Consider the following 17,064-nt stretch of genomic DNA (forward strand, 5'->3'; position numbering starts at 1 on the left):
AAAGTGACCAACCAAAAACCCCAAGTCTTTGATTTATAAGAATTTTATGGTGCGAGGGGCGGGACTCGAACCCGCACACCATTGCTGGCGTCAGGACCTAAACCTGGTGCGTCTACCAATTTCGCCACCCTCGCGTACTGCTTTACAGTCAAGCTAGTTATTGTAGCTGATTCATCCTTGCTCCGCTACTATTACTAGAGCCGCGGCCTGAATTACCGCTGCAATTCTTCCTACATCTCGCAGTTGCGCCGTGCTCATGCCTTCTTTAATCAGCGTATCAAAGTGTGCTTTTACGCAAAAGTGACATTTACCGACAATTGACGCGGCTAATGCGTACATTTCAAAACGCCGCTTATCTACGCCGCCATGCTGTGCATAAGCATTCATTCTGAGCCCTGCTGGTTGCCCTTTTAGCTCTGGACTGTCAGCCATCTCCAAATAGGGGTACCAAGTATTATTCATACCCATCAATGCAGCAGCGGTTAATGCACCATTTTGTTCTGCGGCGGATAATTGGCCTGAACGTTTGATGATGTCCACGATTTTGCTGCTTTTTGCCGCAAATGCAGCCGCTAATGCCACGCTAATTGCGTCACTCCCTTCCAGTGAAGAGCGAGCGATCGTGCCATCAATATTTAGACGAATATCTTTCGCGTAATCAGGAATCAAGTCCTTGATTGTATTTAAAAATTCCATTGGATAACCTTCACTAGTTAAAAAAAGCTCGCAGCCACGAGCTTTTTTGTAAGTTCACGTTACAGGGTTGCGCCACCGACGGTCCGATTGCATGGGCAAAGCTCATCTGTTTGCAAACCATCTAAAACGCGCAAGATTTCCTGTGGATTGCGGCCAACGTTTAGATTATTGACGGAGACATGTTGAATGACATTGTCCGGGTCTACAATAAATGTGGCGCGCAACGCTACGCCAGCTTCACGGTCGCGAATGCCGAGCTGATCGATCAACTCCCCTCTCACATCGCCAAACGCGTAGTGGTTCAGTTTATCTAGATCTTTATGCTCTCGCCGCCAAGCGAGTTTGACAAATTCATTGTCAACGCTGCCGCCCAGCAAAACCGCATCACGATCGGCGAAGTCTTTAACCAATGTGCCAAACTCAACAATCTCGGTTGGGCAAACGAAAGTGAAGTCTTTTGGATAAAAATAAATAATTTTCCACTTACCCGGAAAAGACTGTTCAGTGATGGTTTCAAATGCTGACTGCCCATTTTCTTCGTGGTGGTTGAATCCAGGCTTAGCTGCAGCAATGGAAAATGCTTCGAGTTTGTCACCAACTGTTTTCATATAGAAACTCCTGTGCGTGGGTTGGAAATACATTGGAACTTAAAGTGACTTAAGCAACTAGACTTAAGTGTAAACCTATTAATTATAAAATCCAATAGTATTTAACTAAATAGTCCAGTGATTTTAGCAATTAGAGGAGACCCTCCATCGAGGGCAGCCGGTTAATTTATTCTATCCGGCTTCCGTTCTCAGGGTGGCTCGTTAAGCGCGAGGCAGGAAAAGTGACCGCGGCTTCAAGTCCAGGCCCTGGTTCACGATTTTGAAGCCGTAGCACACCATGATGGCGGCTCACTAAACGTAGCACAATCGCCATCCCTAAGCCGGTTCCATCGGCCTGGCTGCGTGCAGTATCCACTCGGTAAAATGGGCGTGTAACCAGCTCAAGTTGATCGGCTGGAATGCCGGGTCCACGGTCATGCACAATTAATTGAACTTGCCCATGCTGGCTACGTGTAATGAGTGAGATATGCGCAATTCGGTCGGCTTCGCTGCGCCCATATTTGCGCGCATTTCCCAGTAAATTGGCTAAAATACGGCGCACATCCAGTAAATCAGCTTCAATGATCGCTGCATCGGCTAAGTCGACGGTAATCTCTATATCCTTTTCGTAGGCAAGGCGAGCTGCTGCCTCACGGACTAGGCGCGACAGATCAACCGATACAGTTGTGCGCTGAGCTTGACGCGCATAATCGAGAAAACGACCAATGATATGATCCATCTGCTCTATATCATCAACCATCGCGCGTTTGATCGTGTCATCGGCTGGGCTCATTTCAATTTCAAGCCGCAAGCGCGCAAGTGGCGTGCGCAAGTCATGCGAAATGCCAGCCAACATGAACGCACGATCCGCCTCGACTTGCTCAAGGTCGCGCACCATCTGGTTAAAACTACGGTTGGTTGCCGCTGCAACACCTAGACCACGCTCCGGCAATGGCTTAGGCGTCTGTCCCGAACCAACTTGGCGCGCGGCCGAGGCTAAACGCGCAATCGGGCGATTCACTAGATTCGTAATCAATGCAGCGCCCAATAATGACGCCGCGAGCGCAAAAACGCTCCACCCTAGCCACTGCAAGCCCGACACGTTATCCAGTCGCTCCCGCTCAAGGGCAATCCAGTAATTATCGTCATCGATCTTAAAGCTAACCCATACCGCGGGGATACGATTGACTGATTGAGCAATAATCACATCTCGCCCTAGACGCCGACGGACTTCGGTTTCTATCAATCGGTATAGCGTTTGGTCCGGCTGAAATTTGTATTGATCGGTCAATTCGCGTGGATAAACTCTAACGCCTTCGTTACTTTCTAGGTCTTGCAATAAGGCACGGCGCAAGTCAGGATCCGAATAGAGTAAAGCTGCGCGGGTCAATTTAACCACCGAGACCAATTGCAATGCAATACGCTGTGCGCGCGGCTCACGCTCAATCATACGAAAAATCTGGAACCACGCCGCAACGCTTAGCGCGATCAGGAGCGCAATTAGAAGAAATGTGCGCCAGAAAAGCCCGCCGAAGGCAAGCGCTATCAAGTGTCGATTAATTCGCATACGCTGGGTCTTATCGCTCTAATCAATCATGCCAATCATGTCGCTCCATTCGGAATGAAAACATAGCCTAGACCCCATACGGTCTGGATAAAGCGAGGGCTACTCGGATCAGGTTCAATCAGCTTGCGCAAACGCGAGATTTGTACATCTAAGCTGCGATCAAAGACCTCATATTCACGGCCACGCGCCAATTCCATCAGTTTCTCGCGCGATAATGGATGGCGCGGATGGCGGGCAAATACTTTAAGCACCGAAAACTCCCCTGTAGTCAGCGGAATTTCTCGATTGTTTTTGCTGAGGGTACGCGTTGCCAGATTTAAAGAAAAATCTCCAAACTGAAACATTTCACTCGTTTCAGAGGGTGCGCCAGGCAATTCCGCTGGGGCTTGGCGCCGGAGTACTGCATGAATGCGCGCCACCAGCTCGCGCGGGTTAAAGGGTTTAGGCAGATAATCATCTGCGCCCATTTCAAGGCCAACGATGCGATCAATATCTTCGCCTTTGGCGGTGAGCATGATGATGGGAGTACGCTCATCACCGCCTCTTAAGCGCCGGCAGATAGATAAGCCATCTTCACCCGGCAACATCAGATCAAGCACCAATAAATCAAAGCGTTCTCGCATCCAAAGTTTATTCATCGCGGTTGCGTTTTCAGCAACATAGACATTAAAACCTTGTTCGCCAAGATAGCGGCGCAGCAAATCACGCAGCCGTGGGTCGTCGTCCACTACCAGTATTTTCGGTGGGTTTTTGTTTTCCATAGCTATATTTTATTGTGAATCAAAATTAATTTATTTTAAACATTCATCAACTGATAACAAAGGCATTACAAAAGATTACAAAAATGATACGGCTCAAGTCACGATCGTTAGAGTACCACGCGTACACTTGAGTAGATTGAGATGAGTCAATAAGGATGAGGAATTATGCTTCGCTGGTTGAACACAAGTTGGCTTAGCATCGCGCTTTTTAGCTATACCTGCACGACCTATGCAACCCATTTGCCTTGCTCGCCAGACCCTCACGGCATACCCAGCAACAGCCGCAATTGTAGTCCACCCACTACAACCGTAAACTCAATCCAGCAGCCTCCTCCTTTATCTAATTCTCATGAACGCCGCTATAAAAATGTAATGAATCTTGAAGAGCGCCGCTTACTACGGCAACATATTGAAAACGCCGTGCGAGAAATATACAAACGTTGACGCCCCCTTTTAAGATTGATTTATGAGTTTGCAATCAATCTTTCTGGCGCCAAGATCTTTTCGGTTAAACGTGCGGTCCCTAAAAATTGAGACTTTTCATCATATACCCGCACCAGCGCAGCAGCGGCCGACGGGGGTAAATTGATGCACGCCGACTCAAGCATTAATTCAGCGGGTAAGCGCTGTCCTTGCTTAAAACGGTGCGCGAGCACAGCAGTAAGTTGTATCGTTGAATACGTAGAGAGCAACGTATCCGTAGGCCGCAAGTGGGTTAGGCGCGCGGGATGCTCAGCGCTTGCAAGTCGCTCCAGAGAGATCGCATCGGTAAGCTTTAATACACCCACGCCCGTACGACGCAGCGCACCTAAATAAGCCCCACAACCGAGCGCTTCGCCGATATCTTCCGCTAACACACGAATATAGGTTCCTTTACTGCATTGCACGCGTATTTGTAGCGTCCCTGTCGCGCATGGATCGGTTTGCGCTTGCGCCGGTAGCGTGCAACTGATGAGTTCAAGCTTTTCAATCGTGACTGGACGCGCTGCTCGCTCAAGTGTCAAGCCCGCACGCGCATATTCATAGAGCGGCTTGCCATCTCGTTTAAGCGCTGAATACATGGGTGGGACTTGCCATATTTCGCCGCGAAAGCGCGCCAGCGCTTCATGCACGGCTTTTAGCTCGCACTTGACGGAGCGGCTCTGAATTATTTCACCTTCCGCATCCGCAGTTGTCGTACACGCACCAAGGACTAAAGTCGCCTCATAGCATTTACTTGCATTCAGTAAATCATTGGAGAATTTTGTGGCTTCTCCAAAGCAAAGCGGCAATAAGCCCGACGCAAGGGGATCAAGGGTGCCTGTGTGTCCGGCTTTTTTAGCCAAGAGTAAGCGTTTGGCGCGGACCAATGCTTCATTGCTCGAAAGACCAAGGGGTTTATCAAGCAGTAGTACGCCATCAAGCGCGTGTCGGGCCGGTTTGCTTGATTGAATAGGAAACGCCATAACTGGGTTGGATTGATAGTGTTTGACTATCCAATACCTTAATCCTTCGCGCGCACGGTATTCGCTTGATCAATTAATTGCGAGAGCTCAGCCGCTTTTTCAAGTGTCTCATCAAATATGAAATGAAGTGTAGGCACGGTGTGGATATGTAAGCGTTTGAATAATAAATTACGTAAATGCCCCGCCGCATGGTTTAAAGCTGTGCCAGACGCTTTTGGATCCCCTGAGAGCGTCGTGAACCATACTTTGGCGTGGGCATAGTCAGGCGTCAGCTCTACGCTTTGTAGCGTGACAAAACCAATCCTCGGATCTTTCACTTCGCCACGCGTAATCATTTCCGATAAATCGCGTTGGATTTGATCTGCGATGCGATTAATGCGCTCAGGGGTACTGCGTTTTCTAGACATAACGTAGGCAGCTTTTATAACGTGCGGGCAACTTCAGTAATTTCGAAGACTTCCAGTTGGTCACCTTCGACAATATCATTGAAATTCTTCACGGAAAGACCGCATTCAAAGCCCGTTTTCACTTCACGCACATCATCTTTAAAACGTTTAAGCGAGTCAAGCTCACCGGTATGAATGACCACATTAGCGCGCAACACACGTACTTGAGATGAGCGTTTAACAGATCCTTCAAGCACCATGCAACCCGCGACCGTGCCAATCTTAGGCACACGAAATACCTGCCGCACGTCAATCAAGCCAGCAATCACCTCTTTTTTCTCCGGCGCAAGCATCCCCGACATAGCGGCTTTTATTTCATCAACCGCATCATAGATAATATTGTAATACCGAATATCAATGCCGTTGGTTTCGGCAAGTCTGCGCGCTTGTGCATCCGCCCGCGTGTTAAAGCCGACCACGACAGCTTTTGAGGCCGTCGCAAGATTCACATCCGATTCGCTGATTCCCCCTACGGCGGCATGTACAACTTGGACCCGCACCTCATTTGTAGAAAGCTTGGTCAGCGCGTGCATCAGTGCTTCTTGCGAACCTTGCACGTCGGCCTTGATAATCAAGGACAAGTTTTGCACCGCCCCTTCAGCCATTTGATCAAACATGCTTTCAAGCTTCGCCGCTTGTTGTTTAGCGAGTTTCACATCACGGAACTTACCTTGACGGAACAGCGCAATCTCACGTGCTTTGCGCTCGTCTGGCAGCACAATAACTTCTTCGCCGGCGCCAGGCACTTCGGACAGCCCTTGAATTTCAACCGGAATTGAAGGACCGGCTTGCGTCGTCGGCTTGCCATTTTCATCCAACATAGCGCGCACACGACCATAAGCCGCGCCTACTAACACAATGTCTCCGCTTTTTAAGGTACCGGACTGCACTAAAATGGTTGCAACGGGTCCTCGGCCTTTATCCAGCCTAGCTTCAATCACTAGGCCCTTAGCTAAGGCGGTGACCGGCGCAGTCAACTCAAGCACTTCTGCTTGCAATAAAATTTGCTCAAGCAATTCGTCAATACCTTCCCCAGTTTTAGCAGAAACCCGCACAAATGGAGCATCGCCGCCGTATTCTTCAGGAACCACACTTTGCGCGACTAATTCTTGCTTGACACGCTCTTCATTCGCGCCAGATTTGTCGATTTTATTGATCGCCACCACCAGCGGCGCATTACCCGCTTTGGCATGAGCAATGGCCTCCTTGGTTTGTGGCATCACACCATCATCTGCCGCCACCACGAGCACCACAATATCCGTTGCCTGCGCACCACGCGCGCGCATCGCTGTAAACGCCTCATGGCCTGGCGTATCCAGGAAGGTAATCACCCCACGCGGCGTTTCGACGTGATATGCGCCAATATGCTGTGTAATGCCCCCAGCCTCGCCAGAAGCGACTTTAGCGCGGCGAATATAATCCAGCAATGAAGTTTTCCCGTGATCCACGTGACCCATCACGGTCACCACTGGCGGCCGCGGCAATTTTTCAGCGTCATGGGAGTCGCCGACAATTAGTAGCGCTTCAGGATCATCCAATTTAGCGGCTAACGCATTGTGGCCTAATTCTTCGACCACAATCATGGCGGTTTCTTGATCCAGCACTTGGTTGATTGTCACCATCTGGCCTAGCTTCATCATCACTTTAATGACTTCAGAAGCCTTCACCGACATCTTATGTGCGAGGTCCGCCACGCTAATGGTCTCGGGCACATGAATTTCGCGCACAATGGGCTCACTCGGCGCTTGGAAAGCTGTGCGTTGATCTTCACGATGCCTACGCCCGCTTTTAGGACCGCCACGCCAACCACGGTCTATGCCGCCGCTAGCGTCGCCGCGAGTTTTAATGCCCCGGCGTTTAGCCGCATCTTCTTGCCAACTCGATGTCTTTGCAGGTTTCTTTTTATCGGTTGTCGCCGCCACACTCGCGGTTTTTTTAACTTCCGGCTTAACTTCTTTTTTAACGCCGGTGCCCGTTGTAGGTTTATGCAAGGTCCCTTTGGCCGCAACCGTTGCGGGCGGTGCTGCTGCCGGTTTTGCTGCAACGGCACGCGTTACGGTGCGCGACGTGCTCATCATTTCTCGGATCGCCAGCGCTTCTGCCTCGGCCGCCGCGCGCCGACGTTGGATTTCTGCTTCGTCAACGACTCGTGCCGGTGCTTCTTGCGCAATAGCAGCACCCGCTCTGCGCGCTGCTTGGCGCGACTCAGCCCGCACAGCAGTAGTGGGTGCTTGCGTTTTTTTCTGCTCTGTGACCGCCGAAGGTGTTAGCGCCACTTGGCTCACATTCTGGGTTGCCGCATCAGTTGAACTAGGCGGTTGGGGAGTGGGTACGTTAGCTTGCGCCGCAGCTTCAGTAGCAGCCTGCTGTTTAGCGGCATCCTCTTCAGCACGACGGCGTTCGGCTTCAAGCTCTTCCTCGCGCAGCTTACGCTGGGCTTCTTCAAGTGCAAGTTGCGCCTGGCGCTCTTGCTGTTCTTGGGCCTGACGAGCAAATAACTCAGCCTGCCGGCGCGCTTCTTCCTCGCGCCGCTGTTCTAACTCGGTTTTATCTGCTTCCGTAGCCTCTACTGTGGCCGTTTCGCTCACGCCGGCACTTTCATCGCGCTTAATAAAGACACGTTTTTTACGCACTTCAACTTGAATGGTACGAGCCTTGCCCGTTGCATCAGACTGCCTGATTTCGGATACTTGTTTACGAGTCAACGTAATTTTGCGTTTTTCTGTGTCATCCGCACCGTGAACCCGACGCAGATGATCCAACAGACGCGCCTTGTCAGCTTCCGACAATGCATCATCCGTACTTTGTTTCGCAACGCCAGCCGCACGCAGTTGCTCTAGCAACACGCCAGCAGACATTTTAAGTTCCGCGGCAAATTGAGCTACATTATTGCTCGCCATTCATACCTCATTCATTTCTATTTATCGCATTCTAAAACAGTTCTTTAACGCTCTCACTTAACTTATTCGTTAAGCGTATATGACGCGAGACGTTATTGAAACCAGTGTTCACGTGCTTTCATAATCAAAGCTTTCGCGACTTCTTCATCCATTGCCGTAATCTCAATTAGCTCACTGGCATCCAGTTCTGCTAACTCATCACGCGTTTGTATCTGATGCTCAGCCAGTTTTGAAAGCAAGTCGGAATTCATCCCTTCGAGCGTCTTCAAATCAAGGGCGATATTTTCAACTTTCTCCTCGTTTGCAATAGCCATTGTCAGTAACGCATTACGTCCTCGGTTACGCAATTCATGCACCGTAGCTTCATCAAGCTCTTCAATTTCAAGCATTTCGTTAAGCGGCACGTAGGCAACTTCTTCCAGGCTAGTAAACCCTTCATCCAGCAAAATGTTGGCGACTTCTTCATCCACATCTAAACGAGCGATAAACAAATCACGTAAAGCTGAGCGCTCTTGCGCTTGCTTTTCAGCGGACTCGTCCGGCGTCATGATATTAATTTGCCAACCCGTCAGCTCGCTGGCTAAACGCACGTTTTGTCCACTACGGCCAATCGCAGAAGCCAATTCAGTCTCGTCGACAACCACGTCCATTGCATGTTTTTCTTCATCCACCATGATCGACTGGACCGCCGCCGGGGCTAATGCATTGATAACAAATTGAGCTGGATCTTCCGACCAAAGGACAATATCTATGTTTTCGCCGCCGAGTTCATTGCGCACGGCCTGCACCCGCGAGCCTCGAATGCCCACACAAGTGCCAATTGGGTCAATCCGCTTATCATAAGCAACCACGGCGATCTTGGCACGCATACCAGGATCACGCGCGGCCGATTTAATTTCCAACAAACCTTGCTCAATTTCGGGCACTTCGATTTCGAATAATTTGGCTAGAAACTCTGGCGCTGTGCGGGAGAGCTCAATTTGCGGGCCGCGGGCGACGCGGTCGATTTTAAGTAGCCAAGCTCGCACACGATCACCGACCCGCAAATTATCTCGTGGAATCAATTGATCACGGCGCAGTAACGCTTCAAGACGCCCCGATTCAACGATCAAATTGCCTTTATCGAGTCGCTTGATCGTGCCCGTCAGGATAACTTCGCCGCGCTCCAGAAAATCACTCAGAATTTGCTCACGCTCAGCGTCACGAATTTTTTGCAAAATCACTTGCTTAGCTGCTTGCGCACCAATCCGCCCAAACCCAATCGATTCAATCGGCTCTTCAAGATGATCGTTCACTTCGATCTCAGGAATTTGCTCAAGAGCTTCAAATAATAGAATCTGTTTATCAGGCTCTTGCAAGCCAGCTTCATCCGGCACCACCAGCCAACGACGAAAAGTTTCGTGCTCTCCGCTCGTGCGGTTGATCGCTACCCGAATCTCGACCTCTTCATCGTATAATTTCTTCGTGGCCGAAGCGAGCGCCGCCTCAAGTGCAACAAAGACCACCTCTTTATTGACGTTTTTTTCGCGGGCGAGCGCATCTACCAGCATCAATACTTCGCGACTCATTGCTTATAACTCCTAAAATTCTATCTGCGGGACAAGACGAGCCTTATCAAGGTCAGCTAAGGTAAAATCCAGCACCGCTGGGCCCTCTTTGCCTATGAATTGCAGCTTAATCGTTTCACCTTCAGGTTGCTGCAAAACACCCCGGTATTGCTTACGGCCAGTCAGTGCTTTTCTCAATGTAACCACCGCTTCACTGCCAGCAAAGCGCTCAAAATCGGCTAATTTCTTTAGCGGCCGGTCTAAGCCCGGCGATGACACTTCGAGGCGCTCGTAATCCACATTTTCAACCGTCAGCACATGCTGTAGCTGGTGACTTACTTTTGCGCAATCTTCAATTGTAATCCCTGCTGCTTGATCAATAAATATACGCAGCACGCCACGCGCGCCATACTCTATATCCACCAGCTCATAACCCAGCCCGGCGACCGTAGTTTCTATCAGTTGCATTATATTGGCTCCACGCAAAGCGGCTTGAAAAATGGCTTAAGCGGCCTGTGCAGCAATCCCAATTTGCTCTCCAAAAAAAAATGGGCTTGATGCCCATCTTTTTGCTAGCTACATGTCTTACTTACGTCGTGCTGAGCTTAAGCTCCCATTACGTCTATAATTCTATACTTTTTTCAGCTCAGCGACAATCCGCATCTAAAATCGCGGCATCAGGGCCCGGCTGAAAATGCTCGATGTCTTAAGTTTTTACACGGATAATACGGCTAAATCGCAATGCCCCCAAACCGAGTCCTTTGCGCGTCACCAATGAGGCTGTATGCTAGTGACTTCAAAATGGATGTCAATCCGACCAAAAACTAAGTCATACGTAACTGCTAACTGGAGTGTATTGTGACAACTACAAATGCTAAGCCAAAATTCGTTTCCGCCACCGCCCATGTCGATAGCGCCGCCATTCAACCGCTGCCTAATTCCAGCAAAATTTATGTGACGGGCTCACGGGCAGATCTACGCGTGCCAATGCGTAAGATCTCGCAAGCGGATACGCCCAGCAATTTTGGCGCGGAAAAAAATCCGCCATTGGTCGTCTATGATACTTCCGGCCCGTACACTGACCCACAAGCCCAGATTGATATCCGCTGTGGTCTAGCGCCAGTGCGCGACAACTGGATTCTTGAGCGTGGCGATACCGAAGCGCTGCCTCATCCTATGAGTCTCTTTGGCCGCGCACGTGCAGCCGATAAGGAGCACGCCGAGACGCAGTTCACTGGCTCCAAGCGCGCGCCGCGGCGCGCTAAAGCCGGCGCCAACGTCAGTCAAATGCACTATGCACGGCAAGGCCTTATCACCCCTGAAATGGAGTTCGTTGCACTCCGCGAAAATCAATGCCGCGCCGAATATCTGGCCAGTCTCCGCACGAGCGGACCGCAAGGTGAGCGGCTGGTGGAGCTACTCGGCCGGCAACATCCTGGACAAGCTTTTGGCGCTGCGCTCTCAAGTCAGCCAGGCGCGCAGCACAATGCTTATGAAATTACGCCAGAATTTGTGCGCGACGAAATCGCCCGCGGCCGAGCCATCATCCCAGCGAATATTAACCATCCCGAAATCGAGCCGATGATCATCGGCCGCAATTTCTTGGTTAAAGTCAACGCAAACATCGGCAATTCAGCTCTAGGCTCATCGATAGGCGAGGAAGTCGACAAAATGACTTGGGCCATTCGTTGGGGGGCAGATACGGTGATGGATTTATCAACCGGCAAAAATATTCATGAAACGCGTGAATGGATTCTCCGCAACAGCCCCGTGCCAATTGGCACAGTACCGATTTACCAAGCGCTTGAAAAAGTCAATGGCAAAGCAGAAGACCTAAGCTGGGAGATTTTTCGTGACACGTTAATTGAACAGGCTGAGCAAGGCGTGGATTACTTCACGATTCATGCTGGCGTGCTGCTGCGCTATGTGCCAATGACCGCCAAGCGCATGACCGGGATTGTGTCACGCGGCGGCTCGATTATTGCAAAATGGTGCCTGGCCCATCATCGCGAAAGTTTCATTTACGAGCATTTTGAAGAAATTTGCGAAATCATGAAAGCTTATGACGTGAGCTTTTCACTAGGGGATGGACTCCGCCCAGGCTCCATTTACGACGCCAATGACGAAGCTCAATTGGCTGAATTAAAAACCCTGGGGGAGCTCACGCAAATCGCTTGGAAGCATGATGTGCAAGTCATGATTGAAGGCCCAGGCCATGTGCCAATGCAGTTAATCAAAGAAAATATGGAGCTGCAGCTCGATTGGTGCCGGGAGGCTCCATTTTATACACTTGGGCCACTCACCACCGATATTGCGCCAGGCTACGATCATATTACCTCAGGCATTGGCGCAGCCATGATTGGCTGGTTTGGAACTGCCCTGCTCTGCTATGTCACCCCTAAAGAGCATTTGGGCTTGCCGAATAAAAATGACGTAAAAGAAGGCATTATCACGTATAAACTCGCGGCCCATGCGGCAGATTTGGCAAAAGGGCATCCAGGCGCACAGATTCGCGATAATGCGCTGTCAAAGGCACGCTTTGAGTTTCGCTGGGAAGATCAGTTTAATCTGGGCTTAGATCCTGATAAAGCACGTGAATTTCATGATGAAACGCTCCCTAAAGACTCCGCCAAAGTAGCCCATTTTTGCTCCATGTGTGGGCCACATTTTTGCTCCATGAAAATCACGCAAGATGTGCGTGAATACGCCGCCAAAGCGGGGCTTTCGGACGAACAGGCGCTAACTCAAGGCCAAACCGAAAAAGCCATTGAATTCATGCGTAACGGCGCAGAGATTTATCAGCGTCAATAAATAAAATAACGCTAGCATTAAAAATGCGACGAGCGGGATAAAACCGCTCGTCGCAAGCGTATCGTAGGCAGAAACATTTAAATACAAATTTATCAGCGTATCCATACGATGCAATGCAAATTTCTGGCGTAAGATTATCTATAGCTTGGCACTGCGCCGTAGCTACACAGATCTTTTTAGCGCACCTTCAAAGGAAGCCCCGCCATGGAATTTAAAGTACTCAAATCTATTCGCGCCGCCATTCTTCTTGCCAGTATGGTTGCAAGTCTAACCGCCTGCGAAAGCATGACAACCCGCCAGCGCAATACCGCCATTGGTGCGGGCATCGGCAGTGTGGCGGGCGCCGCGCTGGGCGGCAATATGCTGAGTACGCTGGGTGGCGCTGCTGCCGGCGGCCTGATTGGCAATCAAGTGAAAAAATAAACGGCGCTTGCGTCATCGGCGAGCAGATATCAATCTGCTCTCACCTGGTGGGTTACTCTAGACTGATTTTTAATCAAAATTAAAATCGGGAGATTCATCGAATATTAATCCAAATAGAGTTATAAAATAATTTTTATATTATCTGCATTAAGCAATTGGGCCATCATAGAATAAAAAAGCTAAGTCCAAGCGAGCTGCCGCACCGTCGTCCATGCATAAAAAACCGTCGAAGATAACGCTCGACACACAAAACCGCACCCTGCGTAGCGAACAATCAATTGTTCATCAATCGTTAAGGATAACTTCTTTTCGCATCCACCCGCATCAATCATTGGAATTAGTAAAACAATCAACCTATAGCAGATCAACCTTGCAATAGGATACCTAATCAATTTGATTGGGTCGCACAACAGGATATTCCGTGAAACTCACGCCTGCCTCTCTAGCCAGCGATCAGTCATCCGCAACTCTGGTAGAGCAACGTTCCGCAAACGAGGCTCCCTTGAGTTACAGTGAAAAGCGCATCCAAAATTTGCAAACTGAGCTTACAAATCGGCTCAATCTGAGTTTTGGTAAGCGTAGCCCCTCTATTTCATCTCATCCTGCGTTTACCCCAGCTAAAATCGTCAGGCCATCCGATACAGCAGCGCTGCCGTTAGAAACTCTTGCTAAGGCCAGTCCTCATCGGCCCATATCTGCCCCGCCCGATCCCAAACGCGCTGGAAAATTATGGCCTCAGTGGCTATCCAAGCTGAATTTAAAAAAAGCGGTGCATGCGCTCAAGCAGCGCGCAGCAAAACAAGAAGCGGGTGATTGGGCCCGCTCAATTGAGAATATCATTCAACCGGAGCAGAAACTTGATGCTGATTGCCTTGCACACGGGCACATCGACACGGTATTGCAAGACTTATTTCCCGCGGCGCAAAAACATGAAACGTATCAATTTCTTCAGTCAATCAACGCGCATTTACAAAAAACTCAACCTCCTTCTGCTTTTCTAGAACCCGGTCTGCTAGCGGTTGCCTATGAGCTGGCACAAGTTTGCGAAGGTGATTTGCAGCAGGCCCAGCAGGTATTAGTCAGGCTCACGCAAAAACTTGAAATCAATCCGACTGGCACTCCAGTCAACGCTAAGCTCGATGGCCTTGCCTGGCGTTGCGCCCAAGCCATGGCACACAAGGAAGGCCCAGCCTTAACGGCTTTATTGAAATTGCAAAATTTGCCGCGCCAGAAAACCGGTATGTTTGACACCGGGCCAGCCGCCGTTTTAACGGTTTATTTACAAGCATCACACTTAATCCATGAATTATTACGCTCACGCAACTCGGCTTTGAGCGTATTGCCACAACACCTTACGGATCCCAACACACTAAGTCAGCTTAAGCAGGAGTCTAAAGCCGATCTAGCACTGCTGGCGATTGAATCAGCCCGTTTGACTGACCTATGCTTATTTTTTAAGAAATCGCCAAAAGAATTCCTTAGCCGGCCTCAAGCGGCCGCTTTTCGCCTCTGGCAATGGGGGTTTCATGAAAATCAAGAAGGCTCGGAGCTTGCCCAAGTCACAAACCGTTCTTACAAAGCCGGAACTGAATGGGTGACGCGCGCGAATCGTTACAAAAAAATTCGAGATGAAATCGCCCAAACTTCCATTTGGAGCAAACAGCATTGGCGCGCGCGAGGAAAACAGATTGCTAAGAATTTACGCAATGTGATTTATCACGATAAAACCCCCTATTGGCCAAACGATAAGCCATTATTCGGGGTCGATCAAAAACAGATCCAAGAGTACAACAGTGCTCTGATTGATGCATGCCAGCTCCCCTATACTGAAGGCATGAATCGGCTCAACATGATTCAAATCAGTCAAACCCCTCGGCGTGATTCTGAGCGGACTTTATTTCTAAACACTGCGCTTCAAGTGGCCCAACTCGAGGCATGGACAGAGCAATCTATCTCTTCTCAAACGAAGCAAGAGCTCGCCCACCCCAAAAATTATGACTTAACAACTCATGCCAGTCGCACAATACTGAAAAAGGCAACGCGACTTATTGAAAACCAAGCCAATCGACTTCCCGCCACAGAAATTAAAGCGCTGCTTGAAATGTTAAACGAAAAAATGGGCACGCTGAAGCGCCGTAGATTCTTCCGTTTGCGCTCTACCGCTTCGAAATCAGCTCCATTCGATCTGAACGCGCTCAAAAAAATAAGCGAAGAATTTTTTTCAAATAAAGACGAAGAAAACTCTTTAGATAAATATGGTTTAAAGGATATGCAAAGAAGTTGGAATGATCGAATCGAAAAAATAGAAAAATTAGCCCCCATTATGACCCCAGCGCTGGATGAAATCACACATGAAACGCTGCATAGACGAGAACAGGTTTTCATGGAGCAACATCCGCCAGGCAACTCCCGCCAAACCAGCAATGGCGGTAGAACGGGGCTCAACCTAGGATTGCAAATTGGGCTTGGGGTTAATGTTATTCCGTCTCTAAAGGCAACTCATAGCAGACAAGCCGCTTATAAAATTGGCTCGACTGAAGCGAGCCGTTCCATTACTTTTGGAGCTCCCAAGCAAGTTACCAGCTACGCCGGCGTTACCGTTTTTACCGGCCTCACTCTTATCAAAACACCTATTTTAAATATTATTGCAGGAGTGGGTGCCGGGGGGGGCCCTATCGCGCAACACACTAGAGGGTATAACGCGGAAATCTCCACGCTCAGACCTGTGCCTAGCCGTAGCACACTCTCTAGCGAAGACAGTGAGCAGGAATGGCGCAAAAATAGCAAAGAGATGGTTAACCTATACTGGGAATCGATTAAACACGCAACCGATGCTCAAGATTACTTGGAGTATTTCGCGTCTGAGTGTTTTTACAAAAATCCTAATATCACGTTAGGTAAGCAAAAAATAAAGCAGACTGAACTGGGCCTTTTAACCGGCGTTTTTGCGGGAACCCAATTAGATGCTCACCAACCCATACGAGTAGGAACCACCCTGGCTCTTTTCAATGAAACCGTGCTCTACGAGAGGCGCACGGTACAGAGCGAACAACACTATAGTCAAGAGAAAACTCTCGGCTGGAGAAATAAAACCATGCTCATGCAATCCGCTTCTGCTGCTCTGGCTGGCATTGAAGTCCACACCGAAAGCAATCTTACCCTCGCCCCCCGCAGCAAAGCCCTCTTGCCCTCACACACGTACTACTCATCACAGCACGGACGCCGCAGCATAGTGCATACAGTACGCGATGAACAGGGCTTAATTCCTGAATTGATGTTTCGAGATGTGATGTTTTTAAACCCACAGGACCTTAAGCGTCATGCAAAGCAACACTGGGCCAAAATACACGATCAAGAAACCTTGAACAATTTTTTTAATTTAGAAAAGGGGCCCGATGCGCAGCAAATTTCTGGAGAGCGTTGGTTGATCAAACCCGAAGTAGCCGCTCAGCTTGATGAATATGCCAATCTAGCAACGGTATTGCAACAGGAAAAACAAGCGCTCAAATTAAAAAAACAAAAAGCCGCAAACAATGATCAAAAATACAGTTTACAAGCGCCTATCCGGAAACTTAAGCATCAAATTAAAGCGCTTGAGCGTCAAGTCGAAGCATTGTTAGAAGCAGGGGCTTCATGGAAGCCATATGGTTTATATAGCCAAGGTCAAAAAGTAAATCATTCCTCCCCTGGCTGGAAATATGGATTCGTAGCAACCCCAGAATCCAGTCAAACTGGAGTCAGTGATGTACAGTGGCTGCTAGCTCAACCGGCAAAAAATAACGGATCTCACAGCGCACAGGATCGATAAAGCACATGCATAAAACAAACCCTGGATACGATTTCGAAAAAATAAAAAATAATTTACTTGCGTAACCAAGAAC

The 17,064-nt window shown here is 49.2% G+C and carries 14 protein-coding genes and 1 tRNA gene; 4 read left to right on the forward strand and 11 right to left on the reverse strand.

The features are described from left to right. Positions 1-47: 47 nt before the first annotated feature. From MPB2EB_RS05445 to ompR, 5 genes are all read right to left on the reverse strand, one after another. Positions 48-134: transfer RNA gene (locus MPB2EB_RS05445), tRNA-Leu, on the reverse strand. 37 nt (positions 135-171) lie between these two features. Then, positions 172-696, reverse strand: a complete 525-nt coding sequence (locus MPB2EB_RS05450; protein WP_185181351.1) for a carboxymuconolactone decarboxylase family protein — start codon at positions 694-696, stop codon at positions 172-174. Positions 697-755: 59 nt separating this feature from the next. Next, positions 756-1,304, reverse strand: coding sequence for a peroxiredoxin (locus MPB2EB_RS05455; protein WP_185181352.1), 549 nt, complete (start codon positions 1,302-1,304; stop codon positions 756-758). Between the two features lie 166 nt (positions 1,305-1,470). Continuing rightward, positions 1,471-2,850 (reverse strand): ATP-binding protein, encoded by a 1,380-nt coding sequence (locus MPB2EB_RS05460; protein ID WP_185181353.1) that lies wholly within the window; start codon positions 2,848-2,850, stop codon positions 1,471-1,473. 35 nt (positions 2,851-2,885) lie between these two features. Further along, positions 2,886-3,611: a two-component system response regulator OmpR gene (ompR, locus tag MPB2EB_RS05465; RefSeq protein ID WP_185181354.1), complete on the reverse strand. Its 726-nt coding sequence runs from the start codon at positions 3,609-3,611 to the stop codon at positions 2,886-2,888. Between the two features lie 165 nt (positions 3,612-3,776). Between ompR and MPB2EB_RS05470 the strand changes: the two genes are divergently transcribed. Beyond that, positions 3,777-4,055, forward strand: a complete 279-nt coding sequence (locus tag MPB2EB_RS05470; RefSeq protein ID WP_185181355.1) for a hypothetical protein — start codon at positions 3,777-3,779, stop codon at positions 4,053-4,055. A gap of 20 nt (positions 4,056-4,075) precedes the next feature. Here MPB2EB_RS05470 and truB read toward each other — a convergent pair whose 3' ends face one another. The 5 genes from truB to rimP all read right to left on the reverse strand — a co-directional run bounded on the left by truB (position 4,076) and on the right by rimP (position 10,417). Further along, positions 4,076-5,056, reverse strand: coding sequence for a tRNA pseudouridine(55) synthase TruB (truB, locus tag MPB2EB_RS05475; RefSeq protein ID WP_185181356.1), 981 nt, complete (start codon positions 5,054-5,056; stop codon positions 4,076-4,078). 38 nt (positions 5,057-5,094) lie between these two features. Further along, positions 5,095-5,463 carry a 30S ribosome-binding factor RbfA gene (gene rbfA / locus MPB2EB_RS05480; protein WP_185181357.1) on the reverse strand — a complete coding sequence of 123 codons (369 nt, stop codon included), beginning with the start codon at positions 5,461-5,463 and terminating at the stop codon, positions 5,095-5,097. Between the two features lie 14 nt (positions 5,464-5,477). Continuing rightward, positions 5,478-8,402, reverse strand: a complete 2,925-nt coding sequence (infB, locus tag MPB2EB_RS05485; protein ID WP_185181358.1) for a translation initiation factor IF-2 — start codon at positions 8,400-8,402, stop codon at positions 5,478-5,480. Between the two features lie 92 nt (positions 8,403-8,494). Then, the gene (gene nusA, locus MPB2EB_RS05490; protein WP_185181359.1) at positions 8,495-9,970 is read right to left on the reverse strand and encodes a transcription termination factor NusA; all 1,476 of its coding nucleotides are present in this window, start codon (positions 9,968-9,970) and stop codon (positions 8,495-8,497) included. A 12-nt stretch (positions 9,971-9,982) separates the two neighbouring features. Next, a complete protein-coding gene (gene rimP / locus MPB2EB_RS05495) occupies positions 9,983-10,417 on the reverse strand; it encodes a ribosome maturation factor RimP (RefSeq protein WP_185181360.1) in 435 nt (144 codons plus the stop codon). A 390-nt stretch (positions 10,418-10,807) separates the two neighbouring features. Here rimP and thiC point away from each other — a divergent pair, with 390 nt between their 5' ends. Then, positions 10,808-12,760: a phosphomethylpyrimidine synthase ThiC gene (gene thiC, locus MPB2EB_RS05500; protein ID WP_185181361.1), complete on the forward strand. Its 1,953-nt coding sequence runs from the start codon at positions 10,808-10,810 to the stop codon at positions 12,758-12,760. A gap of 204 nt (positions 12,761-12,964) precedes the next feature. Further along, the gene (locus tag MPB2EB_RS05505; protein WP_185181362.1) at positions 12,965-13,183 is read left to right on the forward strand and encodes a glycine zipper 2TM domain-containing protein; all 219 of its coding nucleotides are present in this window, start codon (positions 12,965-12,967) and stop codon (positions 13,181-13,183) included. Positions 13,184-13,362: 179 nt separating this feature from the next. Here MPB2EB_RS05505 and MPB2EB_RS05510 read toward each other — a convergent pair whose 3' ends face one another. Beyond that, positions 13,363-13,536 (reverse strand): hypothetical protein, encoded by a 174-nt coding sequence (locus MPB2EB_RS05510; protein WP_232534420.1) that lies wholly within the window; start codon positions 13,534-13,536, stop codon positions 13,363-13,365. A 68-nt stretch (positions 13,537-13,604) separates the two neighbouring features. On the opposite strand from MPB2EB_RS05510, the gene MPB2EB_RS05515 reads away from it, so the two are divergent. Then, entirely contained in the window at positions 13,605-16,991 is a 3,387-nt protein-coding gene (locus MPB2EB_RS05515; protein ID WP_185181364.1) for a hypothetical protein, read from the forward strand. Positions 16,992-17,064: the final 73 nt, after the last annotated feature.

Origin of the sequence: Mycoavidus sp. B2-EB, assembly GCF_014218255.1 — a bacterium.
In the GTDB taxonomy this organism is placed as follows: Bacteria; Pseudomonadota; Gammaproteobacteria; order Burkholderiales; family Burkholderiaceae; genus Mycoavidus.